This is a genomic window from Calothrix sp. PCC 6303 (assembly GCF_000317435.1).
Classification (GTDB): Bacteria; Cyanobacteriota; Cyanobacteriia; order Cyanobacteriales; family Nostocaceae; genus PCC-6303.
Genome location: NC_019751.1, coordinates 5,643,738 through 5,670,466 on the forward strand (window position 1 = coordinate 5,643,738; position 26,729 = coordinate 5,670,466).

22 protein-coding genes and 2 pseudogenes are annotated in these 26,729 nt (G+C 41.0%); 12 read left to right on the forward strand and 12 right to left on the reverse strand.

Translation table 11 applies throughout. The annotated features are described in order from the left end of the window. Positions 1-75 precede the first annotated feature (75 nt). A complete protein-coding gene (locus tag CAL6303_RS22850; protein ID WP_015200202.1) occupies positions 76-828 on the forward strand; it encodes a M50 family metallopeptidase in 753 nt (250 codons plus the stop codon). 131 nt (positions 829-959) lie between these two features. Here CAL6303_RS22850 and clpB read toward each other — a convergent pair whose 3' ends face one another. Both clpB and CAL6303_RS28665 read right to left on the reverse strand, forming a co-directional pair. Then, positions 960-3,578, reverse strand: a complete 2,619-nt coding sequence (gene clpB, locus CAL6303_RS22855; RefSeq protein WP_015200203.1) for an ATP-dependent chaperone ClpB — start codon at positions 3,576-3,578, stop codon at positions 960-962. A 464-nt stretch (positions 3,579-4,042) separates the two neighbouring features. Further along, complete coding sequence (locus CAL6303_RS28665) at positions 4,043-4,729, reverse strand: methyltransferase (RefSeq protein WP_015200204.1); 687 nt, start codon at positions 4,727-4,729, stop codon at positions 4,043-4,045. 200 nt (positions 4,730-4,929) lie between these two features. Here CAL6303_RS28665 and cobO point away from each other — a divergent pair, with 200 nt between their 5' ends. After that, complete coding sequence (gene cobO / locus CAL6303_RS22865; protein ID WP_015200205.1) at positions 4,930-5,595, forward strand: cob(I)yrinic acid a,c-diamide adenosyltransferase; 666 nt, start codon at positions 4,930-4,932, stop codon at positions 5,593-5,595. Here the strand turns inward: cobO and CAL6303_RS30885 are convergent. Both CAL6303_RS30885 and hisD read right to left on the reverse strand, forming a co-directional pair. Further along, positions 5,592-5,717: pseudogene (locus CAL6303_RS30885) on the reverse strand (LuxR family transcriptional regulator); the annotation flags it as partial. The gene cobO and the pseudogene CAL6303_RS30885 sit on opposite strands and share 4 nt — an antisense overlap. A gap of 180 nt (positions 5,718-5,897) precedes the next feature. After that, positions 5,898-7,181: a histidinol dehydrogenase gene (gene hisD, locus CAL6303_RS22875; protein WP_015200207.1), complete on the reverse strand. Its 1,284-nt coding sequence runs from the start codon at positions 7,179-7,181 to the stop codon at positions 5,898-5,900. Positions 7,182-7,492: 311 nt separating this feature from the next. Here hisD and CAL6303_RS22880 point away from each other — a divergent pair, with 311 nt between their 5' ends. Next, positions 7,493-8,029, forward strand: coding sequence for an SgcJ/EcaC family oxidoreductase (locus CAL6303_RS22880; protein WP_015200208.1), 537 nt, complete (start codon positions 7,493-7,495; stop codon positions 8,027-8,029). Here the strand turns inward: CAL6303_RS22880 and CAL6303_RS31655 are convergent. The 5 genes and pseudogenes from CAL6303_RS31655 to CAL6303_RS22905 form a co-directional block, all read right to left on the reverse strand. Further along, a pseudogene (locus CAL6303_RS31655) lies at positions 8,026-8,271 on the reverse strand (hypothetical protein); the annotation flags it as partial. The gene CAL6303_RS22880 and the pseudogene CAL6303_RS31655 overlap by 4 nt on opposite strands. Positions 8,272-8,935: 664 nt before the next feature. Further along, entirely contained in the window at positions 8,936-9,472 is a 537-nt protein-coding gene (locus tag CAL6303_RS22890; RefSeq protein ID WP_015200209.1) for a hypothetical protein, read from the reverse strand. A 5-nt stretch (positions 9,473-9,477) separates the two neighbouring features. Continuing rightward, positions 9,478-10,644, reverse strand: coding sequence for a ParM/StbA family protein (locus tag CAL6303_RS22895; RefSeq protein WP_015200210.1), 1,167 nt, complete (start codon positions 10,642-10,644; stop codon positions 9,478-9,480). A gap of 294 nt (positions 10,645-10,938) precedes the next feature. After that, positions 10,939-11,559, reverse strand: coding sequence for a DedA family protein (locus CAL6303_RS22900; protein ID WP_015200211.1), 621 nt, complete (start codon positions 11,557-11,559; stop codon positions 10,939-10,941). A 603-nt stretch (positions 11,560-12,162) separates the two neighbouring features. Next, the gene (locus CAL6303_RS22905; protein ID WP_415748909.1) at positions 12,163-13,227 is read right to left on the reverse strand and encodes a Gfo/Idh/MocA family oxidoreductase; all 1,065 of its coding nucleotides are present in this window, start codon (positions 13,225-13,227) and stop codon (positions 12,163-12,165) included. A gap of 422 nt (positions 13,228-13,649) precedes the next feature. On the opposite strand from CAL6303_RS22905, the gene queC reads away from it, so the two are divergent. Together queC and CAL6303_RS22915 are read left to right on the forward strand one after the other, a co-directional pair. Beyond that, entirely contained in the window at positions 13,650-14,327 is a 678-nt protein-coding gene (gene queC, locus CAL6303_RS22910) for a 7-cyano-7-deazaguanine synthase QueC (RefSeq protein WP_015200213.1), read from the forward strand. A gap of 381 nt (positions 14,328-14,708) precedes the next feature. Continuing rightward, positions 14,709-16,328 carry an IS1182 family transposase gene (locus tag CAL6303_RS22915; protein ID WP_015195906.1) on the forward strand — a complete coding sequence of 540 codons (1,620 nt, stop codon included), beginning with the start codon at positions 14,709-14,711 and terminating at the stop codon, positions 16,326-16,328. A gap of 539 nt (positions 16,329-16,867) precedes the next feature. Here the strand turns inward: CAL6303_RS22915 and CAL6303_RS22920 are convergent. Then, entirely contained in the window at positions 16,868-17,755 is an 888-nt protein-coding gene (locus tag CAL6303_RS22920) for a cation diffusion facilitator family transporter (RefSeq protein WP_015200214.1), read from the reverse strand. Positions 17,756-18,011: 256 nt separating this feature from the next. On the opposite strand from CAL6303_RS22920, the gene CAL6303_RS22925 reads away from it, so the two are divergent. The 4 genes from CAL6303_RS22925 to CAL6303_RS22940 all read left to right on the forward strand — a co-directional run bounded on the left by CAL6303_RS22925 (position 18,012) and on the right by CAL6303_RS22940 (position 21,234). Beyond that, positions 18,012-18,362 carry a hypothetical protein gene (locus CAL6303_RS22925; RefSeq protein ID WP_015200215.1) on the forward strand — a complete coding sequence of 117 codons (351 nt, stop codon included), beginning with the start codon at positions 18,012-18,014 and terminating at the stop codon, positions 18,360-18,362. A 210-nt stretch (positions 18,363-18,572) separates the two neighbouring features. Further along, on the forward strand, positions 18,573-18,830 hold the full coding sequence (locus CAL6303_RS22930; RefSeq protein ID WP_015200216.1) for a DUF4212 domain-containing protein: 258 nt from the start codon (positions 18,573-18,575) through the stop codon (positions 18,828-18,830). Between the two features lie 8 nt (positions 18,831-18,838). Beyond that, complete coding sequence (locus CAL6303_RS22935; protein ID WP_015200217.1) at positions 18,839-20,518, forward strand: sodium:solute symporter family protein; 1,680 nt, start codon at positions 18,839-18,841, stop codon at positions 20,516-20,518. 179 nt (positions 20,519-20,697) lie between these two features. Continuing rightward, positions 20,698-21,234: a P-loop NTPase family protein gene (locus tag CAL6303_RS22940; RefSeq protein WP_015200218.1), complete on the forward strand. Its 537-nt coding sequence runs from the start codon at positions 20,698-20,700 to the stop codon at positions 21,232-21,234. A 103-nt stretch (positions 21,235-21,337) separates the two neighbouring features. On the opposite strand, the gene CAL6303_RS22945 is transcribed toward CAL6303_RS22940, so the two are convergent. Then, on the reverse strand, positions 21,338-22,483 hold the full coding sequence (locus CAL6303_RS22945; RefSeq protein WP_015200219.1) for an RNA-guided endonuclease InsQ/TnpB family protein: 1,146 nt from the start codon (positions 22,481-22,483) through the stop codon (positions 21,338-21,340). Between the two features lie 38 nt (positions 22,484-22,521). Between CAL6303_RS22945 and CAL6303_RS29500 the strand changes: the two genes are divergently transcribed. The 3 genes from CAL6303_RS29500 (at position 22,522) to CAL6303_RS22955 (ending at position 24,849) form a co-directional block, all read left to right on the forward strand. Continuing rightward, positions 22,522-22,668, forward strand: coding sequence for a ribbon-helix-helix protein, CopG family (locus CAL6303_RS29500; RefSeq protein WP_015196399.1), 147 nt, complete (start codon positions 22,522-22,524; stop codon positions 22,666-22,668). Between the two features lie 95 nt (positions 22,669-22,763). After that, positions 22,764-23,381: a dCTP deaminase gene (gene dcd / locus CAL6303_RS22950; RefSeq protein ID WP_041739881.1), complete on the forward strand. Its 618-nt coding sequence runs from the start codon at positions 22,764-22,766 to the stop codon at positions 23,379-23,381. Between the two features lie 202 nt (positions 23,382-23,583). Beyond that, positions 23,584-24,849: a hypothetical protein gene (locus tag CAL6303_RS22955; protein WP_015200221.1), complete on the forward strand. Its 1,266-nt coding sequence runs from the start codon at positions 23,584-23,586 to the stop codon at positions 24,847-24,849. Positions 24,850-25,009: 160 nt separating this feature from the next. Here the strand turns inward: CAL6303_RS22955 and CAL6303_RS22960 are convergent, their stop codons facing one another. Next, a complete protein-coding gene (locus tag CAL6303_RS22960) occupies positions 25,010-25,927 on the reverse strand; it encodes an alpha/beta fold hydrolase (protein WP_015200222.1) in 918 nt (305 codons plus the stop codon). Positions 25,928-26,729: the final 802 nt, after the last annotated feature.

The following is a 26,729-nucleotide window of genomic DNA, read 5'->3' on the forward strand; positions in this document are numbered from 1 at the left end:
GAAAACGTCACCTAGGAAAACACTAGTTACACTTGTAGTATTACTTGAAAAATGACTTTGATTCTTGGATGCTTTATGAGTGAACCTGGAAAAGCCTTTAACTCTGGAACAACACAAGCTTCAGTGACTGTAGAACGGATGGGACTAACTTGGTTAGTTGGTGCTGCGGTTGCCACCGCTGTGTTGTGGCAAATTCCAGGTGGTGATTATATTTTGTATCCCTTCACGATTCTAGCAACCTGGTTCCACGAAATGGCACATGGTTTAATGGCTGTGCTATTGGGGGGAAGATTTCAGGAATTGCAGATATTTAGTAGTGGTTCTGGGTTTGCCAGGTATAGTTTTCCGGGAAATTGGGATCCCATCCGACGTGCATTGGTTGCTGCCGCAGGACCTATGGGACCACCGATTGCCGGGGCTATTTTGATTATGGTTTCCCGTAGCTTTAAAGCTGCCACATTAAGTCTGAAAATCCTAGGTGGATTCCTATTATTTTCCGTTCTAGTGTGGGTGCGATCGCTCTTTGGAATTATCGCTATTTCTATTCTCGGTATTATTATCCTGGCAATGGGTCTTAAGGCTCCCCGCTGGTTACAAGGCTTTATTATTCAATTTCTGGGTGTTCAAGCTTGTATTAGCACCTACCACCAATTAGATTATTTATTTAGTTATAATGCTGGTTCTTTGGGATTATCTGATACAGCCCAAATTCAGCAACAATTGCTTTTACCCTACTGGTTTTGGGGTGGTTTAATGGCTGCTGCCTCCCTAGTAATTTTGGTGCAGAGTTTACGTTTTGCTTATCGGGATAAAGGGATAGAAGTTTAGAAGAGTTGTAGTTTCCAACTCCCTCATCAGAAAAGAAACTAAGCCTGGAAAATATTAGCGATCGCAACCCAACATTAATGAAATGGTAATATTGGATTGCGCTGTCGCTTCTGAATATCTGAGCGATTATTCTAAGTTGTGACTAATTGAGCGGGTAACGGAGTAAAGGAAAGCCGCTCATTTTCCACATCCACAAAGATGGTGTTACCATCGCTAAATTCTCCGCGAAGGATGCGTTTAGCAATTTGGGTTTCTAGTTCCCGTTGGATAGCACGTTTGAGGGGACGCGCACCATATACGGGGTCGTACCCGACTTCGGCTAAAAAGTCAAGTGCTGTGTCAGATACCTTTAGAGACATTTTGCGATCGCTTAATCGATTTCTTAACCGATTTATCTGCAATTGGACAATATTACGTAGTTCTGATTTTTGCAGGGTGTGGAAGATAATTTGCTCATCTACCCGGTTGAGGAATTCGGGACGGAAGGCGTTTCTCATGGCTTCGGTGACTCTAAAGCGCATATCATCATAATTGGAATCATCCCCAGCTACATCTAGGATGTATTGGGAACCAATATTACTAGTCATAATGATGATGGTATTTTTAAAGTCAATTGTGCGTCCTTGGGCATCGGTGACACGTCCATCATCCAGAATTTGCAGGAAAATATTAAACACATCTGGGTGTGCTTTTTCGATCTCATCGAATAGCACTACAGTGTAGGGACGGCGGCGAATTGCTTCGGTAAGTTGCCCACCCTCGTCATAACCTACGTACCCAGGAGGCGCACCAATCAGGCGGGAAACTGCGTGTTTCTCCATATACTCTGACATATCAATGCGTACCATCGCCTCATCAGTATCAAATAGATAGGCTGCTAAAGCCTTAGCTAATTCGGTTTTACCAACACCTGTGGGACCAAGGAAAATAAAGCTAGCTATGGGACGATTAGGATCGGCAAGTCCTGCACGGGAACGTTGAATCGCGTCGGCAACTGCTGTGACTGCTTCATTCTGCCCAATCACACGTTGATGTAGTTCATCTTCCAGGTGAAGAAGCTTTTCTTTTTCCGATTCCACCAACTTGCTGATGGGGATACCTGTCCACTTGGAAATGACTTCGGCAATGTCAGCTTCGGTAACTTCTTCCCGCAGTAAAGATTTACCACTGCGCTGTGCTTGTGCCAGTTCACCTTCGGCTGTTTCCAATTTGCGATGTAAATCGGTTAATTTGCCGTATTTCAACTCAGCCGCCCGATTCAGGTCATAATTGCGTTCAGCTTGTTGAATTTCGATATTCATTCGATCGATTTCTTCTTTAACCGATTGAATCTTGGTAATTACACCTTTTTCCGATTGCCATTGGGTGCTGAGGGTACGCTGTTCTTCTTTTAAATCAGCCAATTCCTTCTCTAATCTTTCCAAGCGATCGCGTGATGCTGGATCACTCTCTTTTTGTAATGATAGCTTCTCCATTTCCAGTTGCAGAATCTTGCGATCGATTTCGTCTAATTCCTCTGGTTTGGAGGTAATTTCCATTTTCAACCGCGCAGCCGCTTCATCTACCAAATCTATCGCTTTATCGGGGAGGAAGCGATCGGAAATATATCTACTAGATAATGTAGCGGCAGCTACCAAGGAATTATCAGCGATTCTCACCCCGTGGTGAACTTCATAACGCTCTTTCAAACCCCGTAAAATCGAAATGGTGTCCTCAACACTGGGTTGATCTACATATACCTGTTGAAAACGCCGTTCTAAGGCTGCATCCTTCTCAATATACTTCCGATACTCATCCAAAGTTGTTGCCCCAATACAGCGCAACTCACCCCGCGCTAACATCGGCTTGAGTAAGTTCCCGGCATCCATTGCCCCTTGGGTAGCACCCGCACCCACAACGGTATGAATCTCATCAATAAATAAAACTATATTCCCGTTGGAGTCCGTCACTTCCTTCAGAACTGCTTTCAAACGTTCTTCAAATTCACCCCGGAATTTGGCACCTGCAATCAAAGCACCCATATCCAAACTAATTAATTGTCGATCCTTGAGGGATTGGGGGACATCTCCAGCAATAATCCGTTGTGCTAAACCTTCAGCAATGGCAGTTTTACCCACACCAGGTTCTCCAATCAACACCGGATTATTCTTAGTCCGTCGGGAAAGAATCTGCACAGTGCGACGAATCTCATCATCCCGTCCAATTACTGGATCTAGTTTACCTTTGCGGGCAGCCTCTGTTAAATCACGCCCATATTTTTCCAGTGCATCATATTTTCCTTCTGGACTTTGATCAGTCACTTTTTGACTCCCCCGAATTTGTTTAATAATATCTTTAAGCTTATTTTCGTTTAATCCAAATTCTTGAAATAAACCCTTGCCAAAACGGTCATCTTTTGAGTATGCCAGCAATAGATGCTCAACAGAAATATACTCATCACCAAAGTCTTTACGTCCAGCATCCGCCCGATCTAAAAGTGTATCTAAACTGCGACCCAAATAAACAGAGGTGCTACTACCAGATACCTTTGGTTGTCTTTGGATGAATTGATCTGTTTTGTCGCGGAGTTTTTGGAGATTCACACCCGCTTTCGTAAAAATAGCCCCAGCTAAACCATCCTGTTCCAGCAAAGACTTCATCAAGTGTTCACTTTCAATTTGCTGTTGATTATGTTGTTTAGCGGTTTCGGGAGTTTGCGCGATCGCTTCCCAGGCTTTTTCGGTAAATTGGTTAGGATTAGTAGGTTGCATAAAATCTCATCAGGCATCTTGCCTGTCCCACATAATAAAGCAGAGTCAATTTATTCTTATATGCATATTGTAAAGATGACCGTGCAACCTGCTAGATCGGTGTTCACGCCTTTGTAGAGTAGTGTTACCCCGATTTTGCGCGAAAAATTAATTAAATAGATAAGCTAAAACGCACTTAGTTTGTAATCGCAAAAGCTTTATAGCAAGCCTTTTAGACTTCAAAAGATGTCATTTAGATGCGTCTAAGCTTATTTACCATACACCGACAGTAAACCAAAAGATCCCCGACATCTTCAAGATATCGGGGATATGAGTGTAGTAAGTTTTCCTCTAAAAAAAGAGGTGCTTTTTTCAATCTTAATTTTGGCGTTGGATAAATGCGGGATAAATCAACGGCTGAAACTATTAATAAATCCTCCAAAATACGACAAAATCATCCCATGATTTAGCAACGCCTTAATTTTTTACCTGCGGCTCAGTAATAAAAAATCTAACTGTAATTCCATACCTGCCCACATATTTGTAGCTTCTCGGAAAACTTCCATATTAAAGCCTGCTTTATCAATATAGTTATGTACAGCATCTCGATTACAGAAAAGACGATCTACTGCCAGCAATATTTGACCACCCGGTGCTAAACGGTAATCATTACATTGATTGAGGAATCTCCACAAAGATTTATAACCAGGATCAAAACCACCTTTAAAGTGAATGTCTTCAATTTCACCAGGATCCTCTGATAACCAAGGTATATTCCAAATAATTAGATTAAATTGCCCGTTTGGAACATTGTCAAATAAATCACTCTGATAAATATCACATTTGACTCCCCACCAAATCGCATTGGCTTGTGCATTTAACACAGCCATAGGGACAATATCCGCAGCGCTAGCCGTAACTCCTGGTATCTTAGCAACCGACAAAATTGGACCACCAGTACCTGTACCCATTTCAAATACACGACATTGCTGATTTTGTTCAACAAAATCTCTAACTAATGCTTCTGATACCTCAGCAAGTTCTGAAGTATTGATATCTGGAGGTAAAACGGTAGGTAAGACAATTATTTGTCCATTATGGAAATTCATCGTTCCATGAGGACTATTCTTAAGATACTCCCTTGCCATAATAGCGATTTCAGATCTATTCATTTTGACTCCTATTAACATTTAAAATTAATAATTGAGGTATGTAGCGTAAATCTTATGTAAAAAATATAACTTATGTTTAACTATAACTACGTATTCAAGTATCTAGCAAGAAATCCGGCATGTTCAACTTCAGATCAATAGAAAAATAGAATATTCAGTTGTTCTAGATTATTCGTCCCTTCTGGTATACGCAAAAAAATATGCATAACAATCAAAATCAATCTTGGGAAAGTACATCAGATGCGGCAGTCAAAGAAGCTGCGGGTTTAAATGATGAACAGTATCAAAAAAAAATGCAGCGACGCAAGGAAGTCCAAGAAAAGCGCATTGCTGAAGCTATCCCAGAAAAGGGATTAATTATCGTCAATACAGGCAATGGTAAGGGTAAAACCACAGCAGCTTTAGGGATGGTTCTACGTTCCTTGGGACATGGTTACAAGGTGGCAATTATCCAATTTATTAAAGGTGCATGGGAACCAGCAGAAAAAAATGTTCTGAGTGTCTGGCAAAACCAGCTAGAATTTCATGCCATGGGAGAGGGTTTTACTTGGGATACGCAAAATAGAGAACGAGATACGGAAACTGCTGTTGCTGCTTGGAACAAAGCGATGACATATATCTGTAATCCTGAGTTTCGGATGGTGTTATTAGATGAAGTAAATATTGCCCTCAAACTAGGTTATTTAAATATTGAAGATGTTTTAGCTGGGTTGGAACAAAAACCTCAGCAGAGTCATGTTATTTTGACGGGCAGAGGTGCGCCAAAAGAATTAATTGATCGTGCAGATTTAGTCACAGAGATGACTTTGGTTAAGCATCCATTCAGAGAACAGGGAGTAAAAGCACAACCGGGAATCGAGTTTTAATAACTTTCAGATTTTATATCGGGAGATGCCCGAAGCTGCATCACTAGTTCCACACGAGATGAAACTTCAAGCTTACGAAACATCCGCTTCAACGCTTGCTTCACATAATTTTCGGTAAAATACTCACCAGCTTTTGGGATAACATGCGATCGCATGTCTTGTTCATTCTGCATTTTCTGGATAGCTGCAAACAAAAGCTGCAAAGAACTGGTCATAATCACTCGCAAGTGTACTCGATCGAGGAAACGAACGTGGGGGACATATTCCGGGCGCTGTGCATCAATTGAGCAGTAAGCTGAATATCATATCCCCAAACGTACTGCCACACTACCTGCATGGGCTGGTAAACCTTCAGCTTCAGCTAGAGTAATGGCAGCCTGACCAATATTTTCCAATGCTTGCTGATCACATTCTAAATAGGTTGTGCGTTTGAGGAAATCATACACACTTAAACCGGAGGCGAAGCGAGCAGAACGAGCAGTGGGTAAAACGTGATTTGGTCCCCCAACATAGTCCCCGATTGCTTCGGGGGTGAAGCGTCCCAAGAACATGCTACCTGCACAGGTGATTTTCTGTGCCATGATTTGGGGTTCGTCAATGCATAATTCTAAGTGTTCTGGTGCAAGTCGGTTGACTAGGGCAATACTATCAGCCAAGTCTGAGACAACAATCACGGCACCATGTTTTTCCCAACTTGCCCTAGCTACTTCTTTGGTCGGTAATTTTGCTAACACCTGCTCGATAGCAGTAATAACTTGATGAGCAAATTCTTCAGAATCAGTAATTAGGATTGATTGGGCGCTGGGGTCATGTTCTGCTTGGGAAAGTAAATCCCAGGCAATCCAATCGGGGTTATTTTTAGCATCGGCAATCACGAGAATTTCCGAAGGTCCGGCGATACTATCGATACCTACAGTACCGTAGACCTGGCGTTTGGCTTCGGCAACATAGGCATTCCCAGGACCAACTATTTTATCAACGGGGGCGATGGTTTCGGTTCCGTAAGCTAATGCAGCGATCGCTTGCGCTCCACCAATGCTATAGATTTCCGTCACCCCAGCAATTTCGGCAGCTGCTAGTACCGCCGGATTTATTTCTCCACCCGGCATGGGAACAACCATAACAATGCGTTCCACTCCGGCGATTTTGGCGGGGATTGCGTTCATTAATACCGAACTGGGATAACTAGCACGTCCACCTGGTACATAGATTCCGGCTTGTGCGATCGCATTCCAAGTCAAACCCAAGCGCACACCTGCACTATCTCCATAATCGATATTCTGTGGCAGTTGTTTCTGGTGAAATGTGCCGATTCTGTCAGCCGCAAGCTGAAGAGATTCTTTGATTTTTACCGAGCATTTGGCAGCCTTTTCGGCAATAAATTGACTGCTAAGACACAATGTTTCAGGACTAAATTTATCAAAACGACCAGTATAATCTTTAACTGCATTATCCCCGCGTAACCGTACATCATGAATAATATCCCGTACAGTTCCACTCACATCAACCGTTGCTTCACGGCGCTCGTTCACTAATATTTGAAATTGAGTAGCAAATTTTGCGTCGTTAGTCTTAAGTAATTGCATGACTCTCTAGGCTAATCGGTTGATTTAGTTGGAATAGATATCACCTATTTTAAAGCAAGTCACGGAAATTTAAAAATCATTAGTTAGAAATATCTATGGATCACTTCAATTATTACAATGATCTTTGTCATTAATTGCATCAATTTTATGCTTCATCCCGTTAAATCAAAAAAATTAATCACATATGCATATCCAACATATTATTTTTTGTAATAAGTATCAAAATATATAGATAAAAGTGAATATTTACGATTACATAATCCAATGATGGAAAAACTAATCGTCCAAATGAGAATGATAGATTTAAAGTTATGAATTTAAGATTATTAACTGAATATATGTTGAATAAAACTTTGATCTCTCTAACGATTACCGCTCTGACATCTTTTTCAATTAGCCTTCCTAGTCAGGCAGAAGAAACTCAATGTGCTAATACCAATTCTACTGAAATCGCATCACTCTTTGACAAATGGAATAGCTCATTGCAAACTGGCAATCCTGAACAAGTAACCGCAAACTACGCCGCAAATGGTGTCTTATTGCCAACTGTATCAAATAAGGTCAGACATAACAAAGCAGAGATCAAAGAGTATTTTCAAAAGTTTTTGTTACTAAAGCCTGCTGGTAAAATTGACGAGCAAAATATCCGCATATATTGTAATTTAGCAATTAATTCTGGTGTTTATACATTTAACTTGACTCAAAACGGCAAGGTTAATCAGGTTCAAGCCCGCTACACGTTTGTATATCAGAAAGCAGATGGTGATAATAAATGGTTGATTGTCGAACACCATTCTTCTGCAATGCCAGAAAAATTATCGGGTAGCCAGACTAAAAAAAGAAATTAGAGTACAGAATTGGCATCCTCCCCGCCGCAAACGGTCGGGGATTCCAAATATCGCTCCTTGGATTTCCTCTTTCTACGAGTTGACTTACTTGGAGGGATTTCTCCACCTAAGCAGAGGTCAGTCTCTCCAGAGGCGTTAGTTCCGACATGACCCGCCGTAACGGCGGTCGCTACAACGGGGGGAACCCCCGCAACGCGTTGCCTCCTTAATGCTTTTTCCAGTATGTTGCGTGCTGCGTTCCAAGCTAAAGACCTGACCGAAATACTCAACCCATTGCCGAAACAACGACCAGGACGCATCACTAATCGACTTAGCCAAGCAATGATTTTTGACCCTGACGGGTTCGCCAGTCGCTTCAAGTCGGGAAACCCGCCCAATGCGCTGGCTCACCATGAACGGAAAATTTTCATTCACTTATACTGAGAAGTGTAAATTCTCCGAAGATCTTTAGACCCAATTAGAATCGAACTCCTTAATAGATTATCTAGTGAACTACCCAGACTTGCCTACGGCTGAAGTCTGAGCTTCCCAATTCATTGGGAATAGCCTCAAAAACTTCGTAGTTTTTTGGTCTTACATTCCCTCCAAGGGCAGGAATCCTGGTTCCCAAGACCCAAATCTTTTATCCTGAGCGAAGTCGAAGGGTTTTCTTGCAACATATACCTCCACCGCTTGGTTTTCGCTTGCGGCATTGATAGTCAAGACAGCGTATATCTTAGGAGAAAATTTTGGGTATTCCTCATACGTCTAGAATTTGTTTTTACTGCGTAAAAAATCAATTCCAGATGTAATCCTCATCCCCCGCTGACAATCCCCACCTTATGAATACATTGAAGGTGGGGACTTCCGCGACACGTTAAGGAGTTTTTGTCATAGCCCAAAAGATTAACACCCTGATCTAACCTGCTAAAAATCATCCACAAGTTGACTCAGACGGCTAATGACTGGATCAACTTCTTGAGGAATAGCACTAACAGCCACAGGCGTAGCTTTGCTAAAACCTTCCGTAGGTGACATTGGATGCATGGGAGCAACTTGCACCATTACTCCCTGTGTCACCATCAAAGCCAACTGAGCGACCTGTTGGCTAAGTTGCATCAACTGGGATTCCATAATCTCCAACCGATTTGATTCCCTAGCAAAGAAGCGTTCCTCAAGATCGGCAATCTGACGTTGCAGTTGAGCCACTTGTTGATCAACTGCACCCGTTAGAGGTGCTGGAGTTGTTGTTGTTGGTATTGGAGTTGCTCCGGTTTTGGTGGCAGCGGGTCGTACTGATTCTGGTACGCACAAAGATTGCCATAGAGCATCCTTGCAAACGTCGCTGAACGACTTGTCGGGGTCTTTTTCCAATTGGCTTTCGACCAACGCTAACAAACTCTCGTCAGCCACTCCTGGGTTGAACGTAACCGATTTAACGACTTTCTTTGACCATTGGAACATCAATTTTAAGCCTTAACGTTTCGATTGGCGGATAACTGCGCTTCTCCATAAATATATTGTCCCAAGGCGTTTGCTTGGCGGGATGGTGCAGCTAAATGAGCACTTATTTTAGCCTCTTTCAGCAAGCGTTGAATCTCTTCCCAGAAAAATTCACCACCACCACCTGTGAGGATAACATCGGTTACACGTTCGGGAAGCCATGTGAGGATGCGATTGCAAATTTCTCGTGAGAATAATTCGATCAAGTTGGGCAAGAAGTCATCAAGATTGGTTGGTTTGCTAGCACCGCGAGGACGGTAGAAGCGATCGCCTTTGGGTTTGTTGACGGCAGTAATCAAGGAAAGTGATTGAGAGTCAGCACCTTCGATTTCGGCTGCAACCAATTCATAAAATTTGCTCATCCCAAAATCTTCACTCTTGGAAGCACCACGAGCGAAGCGGAAATTGTCCACCATTAAACAGTCAATGGTTTGGTGTCCAATATCGACAATTGCCACCGAAACCTTAGTAAAGTCGGGGCTAGAAGGTCCTTTTTTGGGTTGTGCTTCACACCATAGTAAGCTGCCATAGCCTTCAGGCATTACCCAAACCTTGGTGATATCCAAATTCACACTTTCGCCACGGAAATTCATCACATGAGGACCGCTAACTTGGCTAATTAGCTGTGCTTTTTCCCGTTCAAATTGCTCTTGTGAGTGATAAGGAAGGCTCAGAACAAGGGAGATTTCGTCTCTAAGTTTGAAGTAACCAGCAGCAGCTAAAACTTTTGCTAAAGCGTCTTCTACCTTAGATTGTCCAACGCCTAAATTGGCTCCAAAGTCTGCTGCTAGTTGACCTACAGCGTAACCGCTACCTTGGTACTCTAACCATAAATCCATTAATGGGTCGGTGGCACGAGCTTCAAATACTCCTCCACGAGCCTGTTCCATGGTCATTTTTTTGATGTTAGCGGGGACGAAAACCACATTGTTTGGTTCACGACTAACGCTGGTTTTCATTGAGGTTCGACCTAAGTCTACGCTCAGGATGCTCTTTCCACCGGGATTACTGGGTCTGGGAGATGATCCTCCGCTATTATTGATGGGGTTATTGATTGGAGTCGTTGCTGTGACTCGGTTCATTGGGATGGCTGCGGCATTCATGGGAGTGGCAGCTGAGGGTTGATCTGTCATAGAAGCTCCTAGTAATTACTTAGTTTTAACAAGCTATCATGCTCATCTTACAAAAATGCGAGCATCTCCAAATAGGAATAACAAAAATTTGCTGTAGCGCCGATTGTAACTAAAAACACAATTAAGTGGTAAAAGTCTTACCTATCAGCAAGTTTTGATTGTACTGGCGCTTCAGTAATTTGTCCCAAACAAAGGCAAACATCTCATCAAATAAAACTGGTGTGTTTCACAGAGTGGGAAACGTTGTTCCAATGGGATTTTGTCTGATGTGACTTCCGGGAAGGTGTAGTCCGATCATTTTTGATTTGTGCGATTGCGCTTGATAAACCAATAAACGAATGCCACTATCAAAGCGCCCAAGACGAACTTTGATACTGGAGCTAGATACTCCTCCACCAGTTTATATTGGCTTCCCAATATATACCCTGTGTATGTTAGCAAACCTACCCACACAGCGCTACCCAAGGTTGTGTAAAATAAAAAAGGTAGTAAGGGCATATTACTGAAGCCCGCAGGTACAGAAATCAGAGTTCTCACGCCGGGTACTAAACGACCGATAAAGACTGCTGTTTTACCTTGTTTGTTGAACCAGCGTGTGGCTTTAACTAGATCTTTGCTTGATACGGTAATCCACTTTCCGTATCGATCTGCGATCGCATACAGACGATCTTGCCCAAGTAGTTTGCCAGGATAATACCAGACTAATCCACCAGCGACTGAACCGACTAAACCCGCTACAAATACGCCAAAAATATTCAGCTTACTATCTTGCAAGCTAGCGGTATAACCAGCTAGAGGCATGATTAGCTCTGAAGGAATTGGAGGAAATAGATTTTCCAAGAACATCATTAAGGCGATTCCCAAATAACCGAGGGATTCGATTGTTGTTTTGATCCAATTAGTCAAATCTGCCATTGAGTCGATTCTCTAAATCTTGTACATCGTCTGATTTCTGTTACTAAACCTATTTGACCTATTTCCGTGATTGTCGCCTTAAATGCGAACGATTTACGTCGTGCAAGCTTCGCGGTTCAAGTCAAAAGCCCAAAATTACTAGTACAAGAAGGCAGAAGGAAGTAGGCAGAATGCAGAAGAATAAAGACCTTTCTATCAGCTTTTTAGGCATTTTAAATGGTAGCTTTATTTGCGCCGAACTGTACTAGTGGAAACTACACAAAAATCTTGCCAGAATCCTAATTAACGAGAATTTCCAGAAAATCAAATCATTATTGAATAATTAGTATTTCATTAAAAATGTCAGAATACTTTGATATTAAGACATAAATACTTGTATAAAACAAGATATATATTACACAGGTAATGCTTTTTAATCAATGTCAATGAGGACAGTAGGCGGGTTTTTGGAAGAAGCTTGAACTGCCACCAAAAACAAACAGAGCCAGCCTCCTTGGGCTAGAATCTTTTTAGCCGATGAAGGTTAGCTCTGCTGGTGTAGCGATACCCTAAAAGGATATTTCCGTCAAAAAGTCAAAGCTCTTTTTTGAAATCTTTTGAAATCTAAAGGCGAGAAGTTAACGACTGAACAATTGTTTCAGACTGTAATTCTAAATCCAATGGATTCCAAACTCTTTCTTCCAGTGCCATCAGTTCGATGGAACTAGCCAATCTCAAAGCTTTAAGAGCCTGCTCTCCACCTACCGAAGGCTGATTTCCACCCCGCACACAATTGACAAAATGCTCTAATTCTGCTCTGAGAGGTTCAATATTACTTGTATAAACTTTTTCAATTAAACCATCTTGCTGATAAAGGGTCTGGCGAAAATCATTCGCAACATTAGCAGTATGTCGGTGGATCAAAATCTCACTCTGAAGAAAATCAGCTTCTGTAAGGGAATTTTTACAATGAGCGACAATTTTCCGGGTTTTGCGATGAGTTACCTTACTAGCGGTTAATGTGGCGACAACACCGTTAGCAAAACCCAGGGTAGCAGTCACATAATCTAAATATGGAGAATCAGAACTGCGGGTTCCATTAGCTGTTAATTTGACCACTGTAGAGCCAGCTAAATCCATTAATAAATCTATATCATGAATCATTAAGTCCAAAACAACCGAAACATCGTTCGCCCGATTCGAGTAAGGACTCATACGATGAGCTTCCAATGCCAGAACTTTTTCAGTTTTCATAACTTTGCTAAGTTCCTGAAAAACTGGGTTAAAACGCTCGATATGACCAACCTGGAGAATACACTGCGACTCGGCTGCGGCATTTACCAGCGATTCTGCTTCCGAAATGCTAGCAGCAATCGGCTTTTCAATCAAAACGTGAATTCCTGCCAACAAACAATTCATGCCAACAGCGTAGTGCAGTCTTGTGGGGACTGCGATACAAATGGCATCAACCAAGGGTAGTAAGTCACAATAATCCTCAAAAAATCGAGTTTTGTACCTACTAGCAGTTTCTAGCCCACGTTCGACATCAATATCTGCAACTCCAACTAATTCAACATCCTTCATCGAACTGAGGACGCGGACGTGATGCTGTCCCATACTTCCTACTCCAACCATGCCAATACGTACAGGACGTGGCTGGTTACGTTGCGTATGGGGATTTTCTGCCATTATGCTATCTTGCACTACTATTATCTCCTCAACCACCAAATATAGAGATGCTACAGTCACCAGTACTCATAAAAGCACTGATTTTGGGATGTTTAAAACCATCCAGATGGTAACATGGAGGTTCTATTTATGAAGAATTCCAAAGTTTGTTGTGAGTTCCCGCCATCTGGACTTGTTTTGGTCAGTTAGTGCCGAATATAAGTTTTTTCGCACTTGATCCCACTCTTAATGTATCTTTTTATTAACTAAAAAAGTTGAAATCATGGACAAATAAAAATCTGGAAAAATATCTTCCTGTCTACCGATAAAGGATTTTGGCTAGAGGATCCGGTCTGTCAATTTTTACTTGACGCGGAAAGGGAAATATTTAACCTTGAGAAACTATCCGTCAAAATCAACTTGACAGGCTACTATAGAACATCATGAAAGCTGTAATTTTGTTATCAGGGGGACTAGATTCTTCCACCGTTTTATACCAAGCGCAAGCCGATGGCTGCGAGTGTTATGCGATTTCCTTTGATTATCAGCAGCGACATCGACGTGAGCTAGAATCAGCCCGTTTTCTGGCAAAAAAGCTAGGTGTGCGAGAACATCAAATAATTAACTTTGATTTGCGTCAGTGGGGTGGTTCAGCACTAACTGACAATCAGTTAGATTTACCAGAGTCTCGCAGTTTAGAAGAAATGGCTGATCATATTCCCATTACCTATGTTCCAGCGAGAAATACAATTTTCTTGAGTTTTGCCCTTGCATATGCGGAAGCGATCGCATCAGAGCGGGTTTATATTGGTGTCAATGCTTTGGATTATTCTGGATACCCTGATTGCCGTCCCGATTTTATTCAGGCAATGCAGGAGGTTTTCCGTCTTGGTACAAAGCAAGGACGAGAGGGAGAACCAATATCAATTATTGCCCCACTCATAAATCTCAAAAAAACAGAAATTATCCAATTGGGAAATCAACTAGGAGTACCCTGGGAACTTACCTGGTCTTGCTATGCTGGTGAGGAAAAAGCCTGTGGTGTTTGCGATTCATGTTTGCTTAGGTTGGCAGCTTTTAAGGAATTGGGACTGGTTGATCCAATTTTGTATCAAGATTAATTAATTAGGAATTAAGTAGTAGTTTGTCAATTTTATTTTGACGCTTGTGTACAGATCCACAATTCCGTAGAGACGTAGCATTGTTACGTCTATACAATCCTCATTTTTATCTTGACAGACTAGTACAGCACGGCGTAAATAAACCAACCATTTAGAATAAGCGAAAAACTTGTTTTATCGGCTTTATTCCTTCTGCCTCTCCGCAGTCGCTACAACGGGGCTACGATGTACACACAAGTCTTTTAGAGTTGCCTCCCAGGCTTTTCGATCCCCCAACCCCCTAGAGCACCAGTCCAGTAGAAGTAGTTGACAAGATACATAGTTTTTGCAGAGGCTAATTTATAGGAGAATAAGGAGAATAAGGTATGAGGAGTGCAAACTATGCGTCCATTAATATGGGAACCTCCAATCTCCCTGTCAAGCAAAGAAGAAAAAGTTGCGAAACGTATACGCAAAGCAAAGTTATTTGTATTTTTGCGGCAAATACGACACGAATTATTTGACCCAGACTTCCAAACGGAGTTAGCAAGGGTATTCAAGGACAGTAGTGTTGGTTTATCTCCAATACCACCAGCACAACTTGCACTTGCAGTAATTTTACAAGCATATACAGGGGTTTCAGATGACGAGGCAATAGAAGCGATTGAAATGGATAGGCGATGGCAGCTAGTTTTAGATTGTCTCGATTGTGAACAAGCTCCATTTGGCAAAGGGACACTAGTTAGATTTCGTGCGCTTTTGATGTCAAAGTCTCTTGACCAGAGGATTGTGGCGAAAACAGTTGAAATGGCACATTTTCATGAAGGTTACAATCCGAAGTCGTTAAAAGTAGCCTTAGATTCAAGCCCGTTATGGGGAGCGGCACGTGTGGAAGACACGTATAATTTGTTAGGTCATGCACTAAGGAAAGCATTATTCGTAATAGCTCAGAATTATGAACAGGACGATTCTGGTGTTACAGGCGTTACAGCGACTATCGGTGCAGAAATCATCACGGGAACGAGCCTGAAAGCTGCCTTAGATTTAGATTGGGATGACCCGGAAGCTCGTAATGTTGCACTATCTACAATATTGCAAACATTAGACTCAGTTGAGTCTTGGGTCAAACAAAAAACTGATTTGGATGAAAAAACAAGCACTCAAGTCAACAAGAGCATTGAAGATGCGAGGCAAATTGAATCACAAGATGTTGAGGAGAAATCTGATGGCTCCCCAAAGCTCCGTAAAGGTGTTGCTAAAGATAGACGCATTTCAATTGAGGATGAGGATATGCGTCATGGTCGTAAAAGTCGCAGCCAAAAAATTGATGGTTACAAACGTCATATTTTCAAAGACTTAGAATTGCAAATGGTAAGAGCTGTTGGTGTTACCAGAGCAAACGAACCAGAAGCATCTGTAACTATGGCAATTGAGTTCGACTTAAATGCCCAGAACGTAACAACTCTTGACATCAAAGAGCTACATATTGACCGTGCATATTTAGCTAGTCATTGGGTTAAACAACGCACACCTGATATGACTATTATTTGCAAGGCATGGAAAGTCCGCAACGGTAATTTTTTTGATAAAAATGCCTTTGTTCTGGATTGGGAAAATCATTTCATTCGCTGTCCCAATGGAGTTAGTTTACCCTTTAATGAGGGGACTGTTGTCCACTTCCCCAAACACGAATGTCAAACCTGTCCTTTACGCTCTCAATGTACAGAGAGTAAGCAAGGTCGCAGTATCTCTATTCACCCTGACGAGTCTCTACTTGTAGAGCTACGGGAACGTCAAACTACACAGAGTGGACGTGAGAAACTCCGCGAGCGCGTTAGTGTTGAGCATAGTTTAGCTCATATTGGTCAGTGGCAAGGAGATAAAGCTCGCTACATTGGCTTACGCAAAAACCTTTTTGACCTTCGACGTATGGCTGTTGTTCATAATCTCCACGTTCTTGCTCGTATGTTTGAAACTAATAATAAAGAAATTTCTAATTTTAATAATTCATACTCTGCCTGATTTGTCAATATCTTCTACTGGACTGGTGCTCTAGCTCTTTCAGAGCGGCTTCGCCAAGAAAAAGGGGGCAGAATACCTCTCAAAGTCCCCCTTTTTAAGGGGGATTTAGGGGGATCTACGACGATTTGTCTACTTACTTCTGCCTTCTTGTACTAGTAGGTTGGTGTTCAAAATTGTCGTTATTAGAAGGCAGAAGCAAAGAAATTTTTGGACAACTTTATTTTCCGTTACATACTTCTGTTTTTTAGCGCCGTTTTACTTAGTGCCAAAAATGCAAAAATAAAATATAGCAAGAAACACAGCAAAAATCCAAATACTGGAGCTTTTTGATTTTTAGGAGTCACCATGCATGAAGAACTATGGTGTCTAAAATCAACTTTTTAGCCAGTATTTGGACTAAGAATAGATGTGTGTAAACCGTGAGATTAATTGAATTGTAAAGAAAAATTGCGGATTTAACTTCGGAAAATCTACTGAATGCCAGTTCAAATATTGTTTTGATATTTGCTAGTTTTTGCTGACTCTTACAAACAAGCTATTTAATAACTAATTTGACTTGACTCATAGGCAGGTGGTTCAACATGGATAATGATTCTGACGGGATGAAAACTTTGTTCTAACTTGCTTTCTACCTCTTCTGTGATTCGGTGAGCTTTTTCCACATCATTTGCATCAACAATGAGGTGCATCTCAATAAAAGCTTGACGACCAACTAGACCACGGGAAGCAATATCATGACAGTTAATCACACCTGGGACTGAAAGCGCGATCGCATGAATGACTTCTGGCTTAATTGCCATTTCATCCACTAACCATGGTAAGTTCTCTTTGATAACTGACCAACCACTCATAAACACCAACACTGCTACCGGAAAAGCCAAAGCCACATCCAACCACTGATAACCCAACCACACACCTAACAAACCACCAATTACCGAAATTGTCACCCAAATATCGCTCATGGTATGGTTGGCATCAGCAATTAAAATTGGACTTGCAACTCGTTTTCCGACTCTGCGCTCATAAAATGCCACAAATATATTTACTCCCAACACCAGTAATAATATTGACAATTCTGGTACTGTGATTGTTACGGGTTTTCCCCCATGCATAATTCGCTCGATTGCCCCTTGAAGAATCTCAAAGCAAGCGATCCCCAAAAAAGCCGCAATTCCTAAAGCTCCCACTGCTTCAAATTTTTGATGTCCGTAGGGGTGTTCTCGATCAGGCTTTGGTGATGATAAGCGAGTTGTAACCAACCCCAAAATATTATTTGCACTGTCGGTAACACTATGCAAAGCATCAGCTTGTAAACTTAGTGAACCTGTAGTAGTTCCCACTATTGCTTTCAGTGCCATCACAAACAAATTTAACCCTAAAGTGACGATTAAAACCTTTTGTACCGTGGCACGACGATCGTAAATCATAAAGTATATTTAACATCCAGCCCTGTCTCTATACTGTAGAACTTCTGGAGTAAAAAATACCTACAACCCTTGTGCATTAAGGATTAAATATCCTGACAATCTGATAATATTGTTGTTTTTATTGCAAGTTTTTCTAGTTAATTTAGATCACAATCTTTACAGTACTTAGCTTTATTTAATTGAATCAAAGGTAAAAGATTGCATTAAAGTTGCAAATATATTATTCCTAAGATTAGTGAAAATAAATAAAAAATCTATGTCTTCAACTCATTTGACTCTAAACTTACAGGAAGGTTCTGTTTCATTCGCTTTTTCAGCCGATGCAGCTCGTGAACTCAAAGCAACACTAGATCATCTGGTGGCAAATCTGAAGACTCTTTCTGTAGCTAAGAGCAATAGTGGTAAACCTACACCCCAACGTCCAACTGAATATAGATATACGGGGGAAGTATTTTTAGAAATTTTTTGTAACCCAAATATTTGGGCTACTCCTTTTGCTGCTAAAGTCTTACTGACCATACGTGATGCTAGTATCAAGTTGACTACCGAAGCCGAATTAACTCGTGTAATTGAAGATGTGAGTCAATATTTAGAACAAGTTGGTTAGTTGGGGTTAGTTTAGTAGTAAAAATTTAACCAGTTATTAGTTATCAGTCAAGAGTGATGCGTTTATCGTTGGGTTTAAGTCCCCCACCATACGCCTTGATAACTGTTCACTCTTCGCTGTTCACTGATTTAACTCGACATTTATAAAATCAATATATCAGTACGGTGTGACGTTCTGATATTATCTTGATGCATTTGCCTTTAGTAAATCATGGATAATCAAAAACACCGTTCATATTGGCGTGACAATACAGCTTTAATTCGCAATCTATTAATAGTTTGGGCACTAGTATCGTTAGTATTCAGTATTTTGCTTGTGCAACCTTTGAATACTATTCGCTTTTTTGGAGTTCCTCTGGGCTTTTGGATGGCTCAACAAGGTTCTATTTTAGTATTTGTCGCCTTAATTTTTATCTACGCTGTGCAGATGGATAAGCTTGACCACAAATATAATATCAAGAGGAAGTGAGGAGCTAGATGTCTGTAGAACTCTGGACGATTATTATTGTCGGGATTTCCTTCGCACTATATCTTTATATTGGTTGGCAGTCGCGGGTAAAGGACAGTAAAGGCTTTTTTGTTGCAGATCAAGATATTCCTTCCATTGCTAATGGTGCTGCAACTGCCGCCGATTGGATGTCTGCGGCTTCGTTTATTTCGATGGCTGGTTTGATTTCCTTCATGGGGTACGATGGTTCGATTTACCTCATGGGTTGGACTGGTGGTTATGTGTTGCTAGCGTTGCTACTTGCACCATATTTACGGAAATTTGGTAAATATACAGTCCCCGATTTTGTAGGCGATCGCTATTACTCAAATGTAGCCCGTTTGGTGGCGGTGGTGGCTGCTATTTTCATTTCCCTTACCTATGTTGCCGGACAAATGCGAGGTGTGGGAATTGTGTTCAGCCGTTTTTTGCAGGTTGATATCAATACTGGTGTAGTCATCGGGATGGTGATTGTCGGCTTTTTCTCAGTTTTGGGAGGGATGAAAGGGATTACCTGGACACAGGTTGCACAGTATGGGATTTTGATTTTTGCTTACCTAATTCCCGCAATTGCGATCGCATTTCTGCTCACAGGTAATCCTATTCCCCAATTTGCTTTTACTTTCAGCGATATTGCCACCAAGCTTAATCAAGTTCAGGTGGATTTGGGTTTTCAGGAATATACTCAAGCATTCGTAAATAAACCAATGCTAGATGTATTGTTTATCACGATTGCTCTGATGGTGGGAACTGCCGGACTACCTCACGTAATCGTTCGATTCTATACTGTTCCTGATGTTCGTGCGGCAAGATACTCAGCAGGCTGGGCATTGTTATTTATCGCTATTTTATACACGACAGCCCCAGCCCTCTCAATGTTTGCTCGATACAACTTAATTAATACTCTACACAATCAAACTATTGAGCAAGTACAGCAACTAGATTGGGTGAAAAAGTGGGAAAATACCAAACTCCTCTCCTTTGAAGATAAAAATGGCGACGGGAAACTACAACTCACACCAAAAAAGGAAACCAATGAAATTACCATAGACCGGGATATTATTGTTTTGGCGACTCCAGAAATCGCTAAACTCGCACCTTGGGTAATTGCTTTGGTTGCTGCTGGTGGTTTAGCTGCGGCTTTATCCACAGCGTCAGGGCTATTATTGGTAATTTCCAGTTCCATTGCCCATGATGTCTATTACCGGATCATCAACCCCAATGCCTCAGAACAGAGACGGCTATTTGTGGGACGTTTGCTAGTTGGTGTTTCCTTGGTGATGGCAGGTTACTTTGGTGTCAATCCACCGGGATTTGTAGGTGAAGTTGTTGCCTTTGCCTTTGGTTTAGCTGCATCCAGTTTCTTCCCCGTAATTGTCCTGGGTATTTTTGATAAACGCACTAATTCCCCAGGTGCGATCGCAGGAATGCTAACGGGTCTAATTTTCACTATGATCTATATAGTTGGGGTGAAATTTGCAGGAATGTCTGCTTGGTTCTTTGGGGTTTCTCCCGAAGGTATTGGTACCCTAGGTATGGTAATTAACTTTATTGTCACTTGGGTTGTTTCCCGATTCACTGCACCACCACCAGCACACATCCAAGCTTTGGTGGAAGATTTACGTTCTCCTGATATCGAAGAAGGTTCAACAATTCCAACAGCACATTAGACATATTCACCAAGTCGGAAGAGGTTCCTCGTCCCTTGATAATTAGGAACCTCCGGCAAAACTCAGCATAACTAACAAAGCTTGACGAGTTTAAGTTAGTTTCGCAAAATGACTATCAGTAAAAAAAACTCTGTTATCGTATCTCTTTAAGCATCTGCAAAATTATCAAAGATAATCCTATGGTTTCTCAGTTAGATAATCCCAATCTCAATTTAATACCTAAGCCATCACATACTGTTAAAGGTTTAATTCATATTTTCACTACCGCACATCGTAATTTTTTTACTGATGTTATGGCTCAAGCACTGAGAATTGCCGGACAAGGAACTCCTGTATTAGTGGTACAATTTCTCAAAGGTGGAATTCGCCAAGGGTATAAAAATCCAACTCAATTAAGTCAAAAATTAGATTGGATTCGCTGCGATTTGCCTCGATGTATCGATACTCCTCACCTTGATGATAGTGAAACTGCATCTTTGAGAGATTTATGGGAATATACACAAAAGGTTGTTACTGAAGATAGATATTCTCTAGTGGTTTTAGATGAGTTGAGTTTGGCAATTAACTTTGGTTTAATTCCAGAAATCGAAGTTTTGGAATTTCTAGCAAAACGTCCACCCCACATTGATGTCATATTTACAGGTTCAGAAACACCTAAGTCTATTTTAGATATGGCTGACCAAATCACCGAAATTCGTCGCAGTCATACACCTTGAAATGGACACTTGGAATCAAGCAAGATCACAATCTCCAAAATATATGCATGAACTTTGATCAATTTGACATACTCCCCAGCCTAAAGGCGTGGGGATTCTGGGGTCAAACAGCAATTGCAGGCACAACCCGACTTACATCACCTAACCCAATGGTTGATGTCCCAACCATTTGAATATTACGTGCGGCGTTCTCGTCTCTACCATTCACCGATTGGCAGGATGGACAACGCCACTCCCTAACCGACAAATCCAGATTTTCTAAGATATGTCCGCAACTGGAGCAAGTTTTACTACTGGGATACCACCGATCCACAAACACTATCTGTTTACTCTTGTTCTTGGCAACCCATTCCAAGATTTCTAGAAACTCGCCGAAAGCTAAGTCTGATATCTTCCTGCCCCAAAGTCGTTGCATTCCCTTGAGGCTTAGGGTTTCAAAGCAAAGGATATCAAACCTATCGGTTAACTCATGAGCTAACTTCCAAAACCAATCACGCCGACGATGAGAAATATCCTCATATTTGCGTACTAAGTTTTTTCTTGCTCGTTCTCTATTCGATGAGCCTTTCAGCTTTTTAGAATGCTGCGAACTTGCTTTTTTAATAGCATTTAGGGATTGTTTGAAAAATTGGGGAGACTCAATTGTTGTACCACCTGTCCGCGTAGCGTCTCCGGAGGAGAAACAGGTGAGGAATGTCTTTAACCCAAAGTCAAAGCCAGCGATTCTACCCGTCTTAACTTCAACTTCTGGGCTAACATCCTCAACAACCAAAACCATGAACAACTCGCCCAATGGAGTGCGCTTGATGGCTAAGGTTTTAACTGTTCCTTCAATCTCTCTCGACTTCCAAAATTGATAAACTCGACTACCAATTTTTACTCGGTTCCCACCCAAAAACTTATAACCTGCTTGTTTAAGGGTGAATGATTTGTATTTCTTGACCTTTTTAAATCCTGGTGGTTTAACTCCTTTCTTGTTGTGTTTAAAAAACAACTGGTAGGCTTTCTTAATGCGTTGACAAATATCTTGTACTGCCTGAGAGCCTACTAATTGCCAGAATTGATTGCGCTTTCTTAATTTAGCAATATGAGACTGAAGTTTTGCACAATTCAAATGCTTGCCCCACATCCGGTAGTACCGCTTATGTAGGGCAATGCAATGGTTATAAATCACCCCAGCAGCATTAATTGTGCGTTTGAGGTGTCTATTCCGTTTGTGTGCGTAGAGTTTAAACTTCAGTGTTTTCATGCTAGTATTCTACCATAGATTAACGGCAATATGACGGCATGAAGAAATTAACGGTTCGGTGTTCTGATCAAGAGTATGAAATACTTTTGAAATATTGCGAGGAAACAGATCGCACTCAAAATGACGTGCTTAGAGAAATGATCCGGAAGTTGAAGAAAAGCCGTGCTAGAAGCACGGGGCTTTAGACCCAGGTTTTTGGTAAACTCAAAAACTATATGTATATAGATGTCATCAACCTGTTTAAATAATGAAGAAAGGTTAAGCAGTAGAGAGAAAATAGGTGATTAAAAACGACATTTGGATTACACAAATGGCTCAACAGGGTGACAGTAAGAATCTGGCAATGATAACACCGTTTGAGCCTAGTTTAATTCGGCAAGTACAAGCTAATGAGAGCGAATCACTAAATCGTGTTATTAGTTACGGTTTATCTTCCTATGGTTATGATATTCGTTTATCTGCTAAGGAGTTCCGCATTTTTCGCCACATTCCTGGAACTGTAATTGATCCAAAAAATTTCAATCCACATAATTTGGAATTAACTCAACTTCATACAGATAAAAGTGGTAGCTATTTTATACTACCTGCTCATTCATATGGCTTAGGTGTTGCCCTAGAAAAACTCAATGTTCCAGCCAATATTACAGTTATTTGTATAGGTAAATCAACGTATGCAAGATGTGGAATTATTGCGAATCTTACACCCGCTGAAGCAGCTTGGCGGGGTCATTTAACTCTAGAATTTTCTAATTCTTCCAGTGCTGACTGCCGTATTTACGCCAATGAAGGTGTAGTACAACTGTTATTCCTCGAAGGTGAACCCTGCGCTGTTAGTTATGATACTCGCCAGGGTAAATACCAAGATCAAGCTGAAACAGTCACCTTAGCAAAACTTTAGTGCCGCTGGGTGTCAGTTCATAAATGATTATAAATTAGGGTAAATAGGGCAAATAGGACAAACAACCGTTTGCCCCTACGGCATATCGCAAACACCCAAGCTAGTACATGTTAATTTTATGGAACACTTTACAGTTTGGTATATTCAATGACATAAATTAGTAGAGAAATCTACCTTCCCATGTCTTTGAAATATTGAAACTATGCGCCTTTTTTTATGTTCGCTGTTATTACTCTTGACTTTATTGTTTCCCTTAGCACCTTTAGTGCAATCTGCGACTTCAGCCCCAACTACGAATACAGAGGTTGAAAAGTATTTAATCAATGGTCAATTTAAGCAAGGGGAAACAGAACTTTTAGCGAAACTTCAGAAAAATCCTAATGATGATAATACCCGTTTTGGATTAGGGGTAATTCAATTGATGGGTGGAACTGAAAGGTTGATGCAATCTTTGTACCGCTACGGTTTGAAGCAAAATTATGTCACCCAATTTTTTCCCATTTTACGTTTACCAATACCTGCAAATCCTAAACCACAGCCGATTACCTACGAAGAAAGTCGGGGGATTCTCCAAAATTTAGTAGATGATTTGGGTAAGGTGAGAAATACCCTCGAACCCATAAAAGATAGTAAAGTGAAAGTACCGCTGCGATTGGGATTAACGCGGATGGATTTCAATGCTAATGGAAAATTAGAGGCAGATGAGTCCTTTTGGAAAACCTTTAATTTACTAACAGGTGGTGGTGGGGGAACCCCAGCGACAGAAAAAGCCGCACAGAATTTTGCGATCGCATTCGACGCTGGAGATGTAATTTGGTTAAAGGGGTATAGTAATTTACTTGCTGCCATTACCCAAGTTGTTTTGGCACATGATGAGAGTAAACTGTTTGCATCAGTGGGACATCTGATTTTTACTCAACCTAAAACACCGTATCAGTTTCTCGTTAATGGTACAGGACCTTTTACCTTTGGTTCTGATGTCGATATAGCTGATTTGATATCCTTCATTCACCTCATTAATTTTCCTGTAGTTGAACCACAACGGATGACAACTGCATTACAACATATGCAAGCAGTGACAAGTTTAAGTCGTGAATCTTGGAAACTAATCTCAGCAGAAACAGATAATGATCGAGAATGGCTACCTAATCCGAAGCAAAAAGGTGTAATTCCCGGTGCAGTAGTTACACAACCGATGATTGATGGTTGGTTGAGTTTCCTCACTGAAGCAGACACATTACTTACAGGTAAGAAACTAATTCCCTTTTGGAGAAAACGCGAACTTCGGGGAATTAACTTAAATAAAGTCTTTACCAAACCAACTCAATTTGATTTGGTTCTCTGGATTCAGGGAACAGGTGCTGCACCATATTTAGAAGTTGGTAGACAAACTGATGCTACTGTTTGGCAACGGTTGGTACAGGTTTTCCGAGGACAATTGTTCCAATTTGGAGCTTGGTTTAATTAGAATTATCAGAATACGCTACTCCTAACCTAGGCTGTTGACTTTGTGCTTTTCTAGAGGCTCAATTTTCACTCAATATCTTTGCTCTAACTCATTCCTTGTCTCCGGCAAGGAATGCATATCTTTTGACTCCGCTTACATTCCATAAATAATCCCTGTACGTTCACGCTGGAGAGTGTAAATTCACTCCCTGCTCCAAAAGCCAATCCTGTAAAATTGGGTTAACGATTTCCGGCGCTTCATCCTGGGGACAATGACCCACCCCTTCTAAAGGTATAAACTTTAAGATCTGGGGATAATTGGCAAATTCCCGTCCCAAATCGATGGGTTCCCAAGGATCAGCAGTTCCCCACAAAATTATTGCTGGACAAGGTAACTTTGGTAACAAGTCTTCTGGTAAAGGACCACTAGAATAGGCTGTAAATGCCAAAAACACAGCTACAGCACCGGGATCACTGGCTGGTTTCATCAGTATGTCAATTAATTCATCGGTGACAGCATCTGCATCTGCATATGCTTGTAGGAGAACTTTACGTACTGTATTTGGCTTTGCTAGTTGATTAAAAAAGAAACTACCAACACCTGGAAACGATAGCACCCGTTGCAGTATGGGTGTTCCTACCTGACGATACCAAGGTAAACTAACACGTTTACGGTCGTGTAGTAAGCGCAGCGAACAATTTAGTAAAGCCACACCTAAAGCAATATCTGGGAAGTCTACGGCAGCTTGCATAGCAACAATACAGCCAATGGAATTTCCCACCAGAAATGCTGCTTCACCGATTACTTCCCGGCAAAAATCAGCAATTTGCTCTCCCCAAGTCTCAAATGTATAGTCGATTTTTACGCCAGGTTGAGGTTTGGCTGAACCTCCAAAACCAATTAGATCAATGGCAAATACACGACTGTTTGCCGCTAACACGGGTATATTTTTGCGCCAATGTCCGCAAGATGCACCAAAACCATGAATCAGTACAACTGCATTGCCTGTAGTTCCTGCAGTTTGGTAGGAGATTGGGAAACCTCGCCAAATCCAGGTGTGCGATGTGGATAGAATTGAGGTGGAAACTGAAGTAGTCATAAATTATATATAAAAATTAGTAATAAACATTGCCCAGATAAGAAGTAAGCACAGTTCCAGGAAACGATAGTAAGAGATATAGGAACTATGATTTTTAAAATAGAGATGATTTATTTAAAGCATAATTGAAAATAGTTTGTTTTTGTTTGCCCATGCTGAAGCTACTGCTTATGTGTAATCTAGGTTAGATTCTTAAAGCTTGTCCATAATGACAATACCTTCGCCATTTTACGAGAAATAAAGCTTTCAGCTTCTAGGATAAATTAAGGGTTTCTGTTTGTTTGCCGAAATTAAAAGCTATATAAAGGTAGTGCTGATTTTCCCGTAGAGGGTTTTATTTATGTTCTTTAGCCCATAAGGGTTTTTAGCTTTTGCCGTCGCCTCAAAATAAAACGCTTATTTTTTCAGGAATCTGATGATTTTGGACGGTTTTTGTGATATTCCATTTTGGCGAAGATATTGATAGTAATCCTATAGTTACAAATTACTGTCAAGATTTAATGAATCAGTTCAGACCTTGAAAAGATAAATAGTCTTCTTTTATAACTTTGAGCTTGAGAAATAATCGTAGCTTATTAAGAAGCATAACTTAATTAAGAGTTTGCTGATACTTTGGACTATATACTAATCATACTTTAATGTTGCTAAGTATACTGATAAACTAATTGTTTTAGAGCAAGCTTGTATCTCATTTAGATTTAAGCGCAAGCGCAGGCTACGCCAACAGAAATTAAATGTGAGTCTTAGATAACTAATAAATTAATTTTTGCCGAGACTATAAAAGACCGTTTATAAAGTAAAT

Excerpts from the sequence above, each read along its gene's own strand:
- CAL6303_RS22850 (WP_015200202.1), top strand. The coding sequence starts at position 76 with ATGAGTGAACCTGGAAAAGCCTTTAACTCTGGAACAACACAAGCTTCA.
- clpB (WP_015200203.1), bottom strand. The coding sequence starts at position 3,578 with ATGCAACCTACTAATCCTAACCAATTTACCGAAAAAGCCTGGGAAGCG.
- CAL6303_RS28665 (WP_015200204.1), bottom strand. The coding sequence starts at position 4,729 with ATGAATAGATCTGAAATCGCTATTATGGCAAGGGAGTATCTTAAGAAT.
- cobO (WP_015200205.1), top strand. The coding sequence starts at position 4,930 with ATGCATAACAATCAAAATCAATCTTGGGAAAGTACATCAGATGCGGCA.
- hisD (WP_015200207.1), bottom strand. The coding sequence starts at position 7,181 with ATGCAATTACTTAAGACTAACGACGCAAAATTTGCTACTCAATTTCAA.
- CAL6303_RS22880 (WP_015200208.1), top strand. The coding sequence starts at position 7,493 with ATGAATTTAAGATTATTAACTGAATATATGTTGAATAAAACTTTGATC.
- CAL6303_RS22890 (WP_015200209.1), bottom strand. The coding sequence starts at position 9,472 with ATGTTCCAATGGTCAAAGAAAGTCGTTAAATCGGTTACGTTCAACCCA.
- CAL6303_RS22895 (WP_015200210.1), bottom strand. The coding sequence starts at position 10,644 with ATGACAGATCAACCCTCAGCTGCCACTCCCATGAATGCCGCAGCCATC.
- CAL6303_RS22900 (WP_015200211.1), bottom strand. The coding sequence starts at position 11,559 with ATGGCAGATTTGACTAATTGGATCAAAACAACAATCGAATCCCTCGGT.
- CAL6303_RS22905 (WP_415748909.1), bottom strand. The coding sequence starts at position 13,227 with ATGGCAGAAAATCCCCATACGCAACGTAACCAGCCACGTCCTGTACGT.
- queC (WP_015200213.1), top strand. The coding sequence starts at position 13,650 with ATGAAAGCTGTAATTTTGTTATCAGGGGGACTAGATTCTTCCACCGTT.
- CAL6303_RS22915 (WP_015195906.1), top strand. The coding sequence starts at position 14,709 with ATGCGTCCATTAATATGGGAACCTCCAATCTCCCTGTCAAGCAAAGAA.
- CAL6303_RS22920 (WP_015200214.1), bottom strand. The coding sequence starts at position 17,755 with ATGATTTACGATCGTCGTGCCACGGTACAAAAGGTTTTAATCGTCACT.
- CAL6303_RS22925 (WP_015200215.1), top strand. The coding sequence starts at position 18,012 with ATGTCTTCAACTCATTTGACTCTAAACTTACAGGAAGGTTCTGTTTCA.
- CAL6303_RS22930 (WP_015200216.1), top strand. The coding sequence starts at position 18,573 with ATGGATAATCAAAAACACCGTTCATATTGGCGTGACAATACAGCTTTA.
- CAL6303_RS22935 (WP_015200217.1), top strand. The coding sequence starts at position 18,839 with ATGTCTGTAGAACTCTGGACGATTATTATTGTCGGGATTTCCTTCGCA.
- CAL6303_RS22940 (WP_015200218.1), top strand. The coding sequence starts at position 20,698 with ATGGTTTCTCAGTTAGATAATCCCAATCTCAATTTAATACCTAAGCCA.
- CAL6303_RS22945 (WP_015200219.1), bottom strand. The coding sequence starts at position 22,483 with ATGAAAACACTGAAGTTTAAACTCTACGCACACAAACGGAATAGACAC.
- CAL6303_RS29500 (WP_015196399.1), top strand. The coding sequence starts at position 22,522 with ATGAAGAAATTAACGGTTCGGTGTTCTGATCAAGAGTATGAAATACTT.
- CAL6303_RS22955 (WP_015200221.1), top strand. The coding sequence starts at position 23,584 with ATGCGCCTTTTTTTATGTTCGCTGTTATTACTCTTGACTTTATTGTTT.
- CAL6303_RS22960 (WP_015200222.1), bottom strand. The coding sequence starts at position 25,927 with ATGACTACTTCAGTTTCCACCTCAATTCTATCCACATCGCACACCTGG.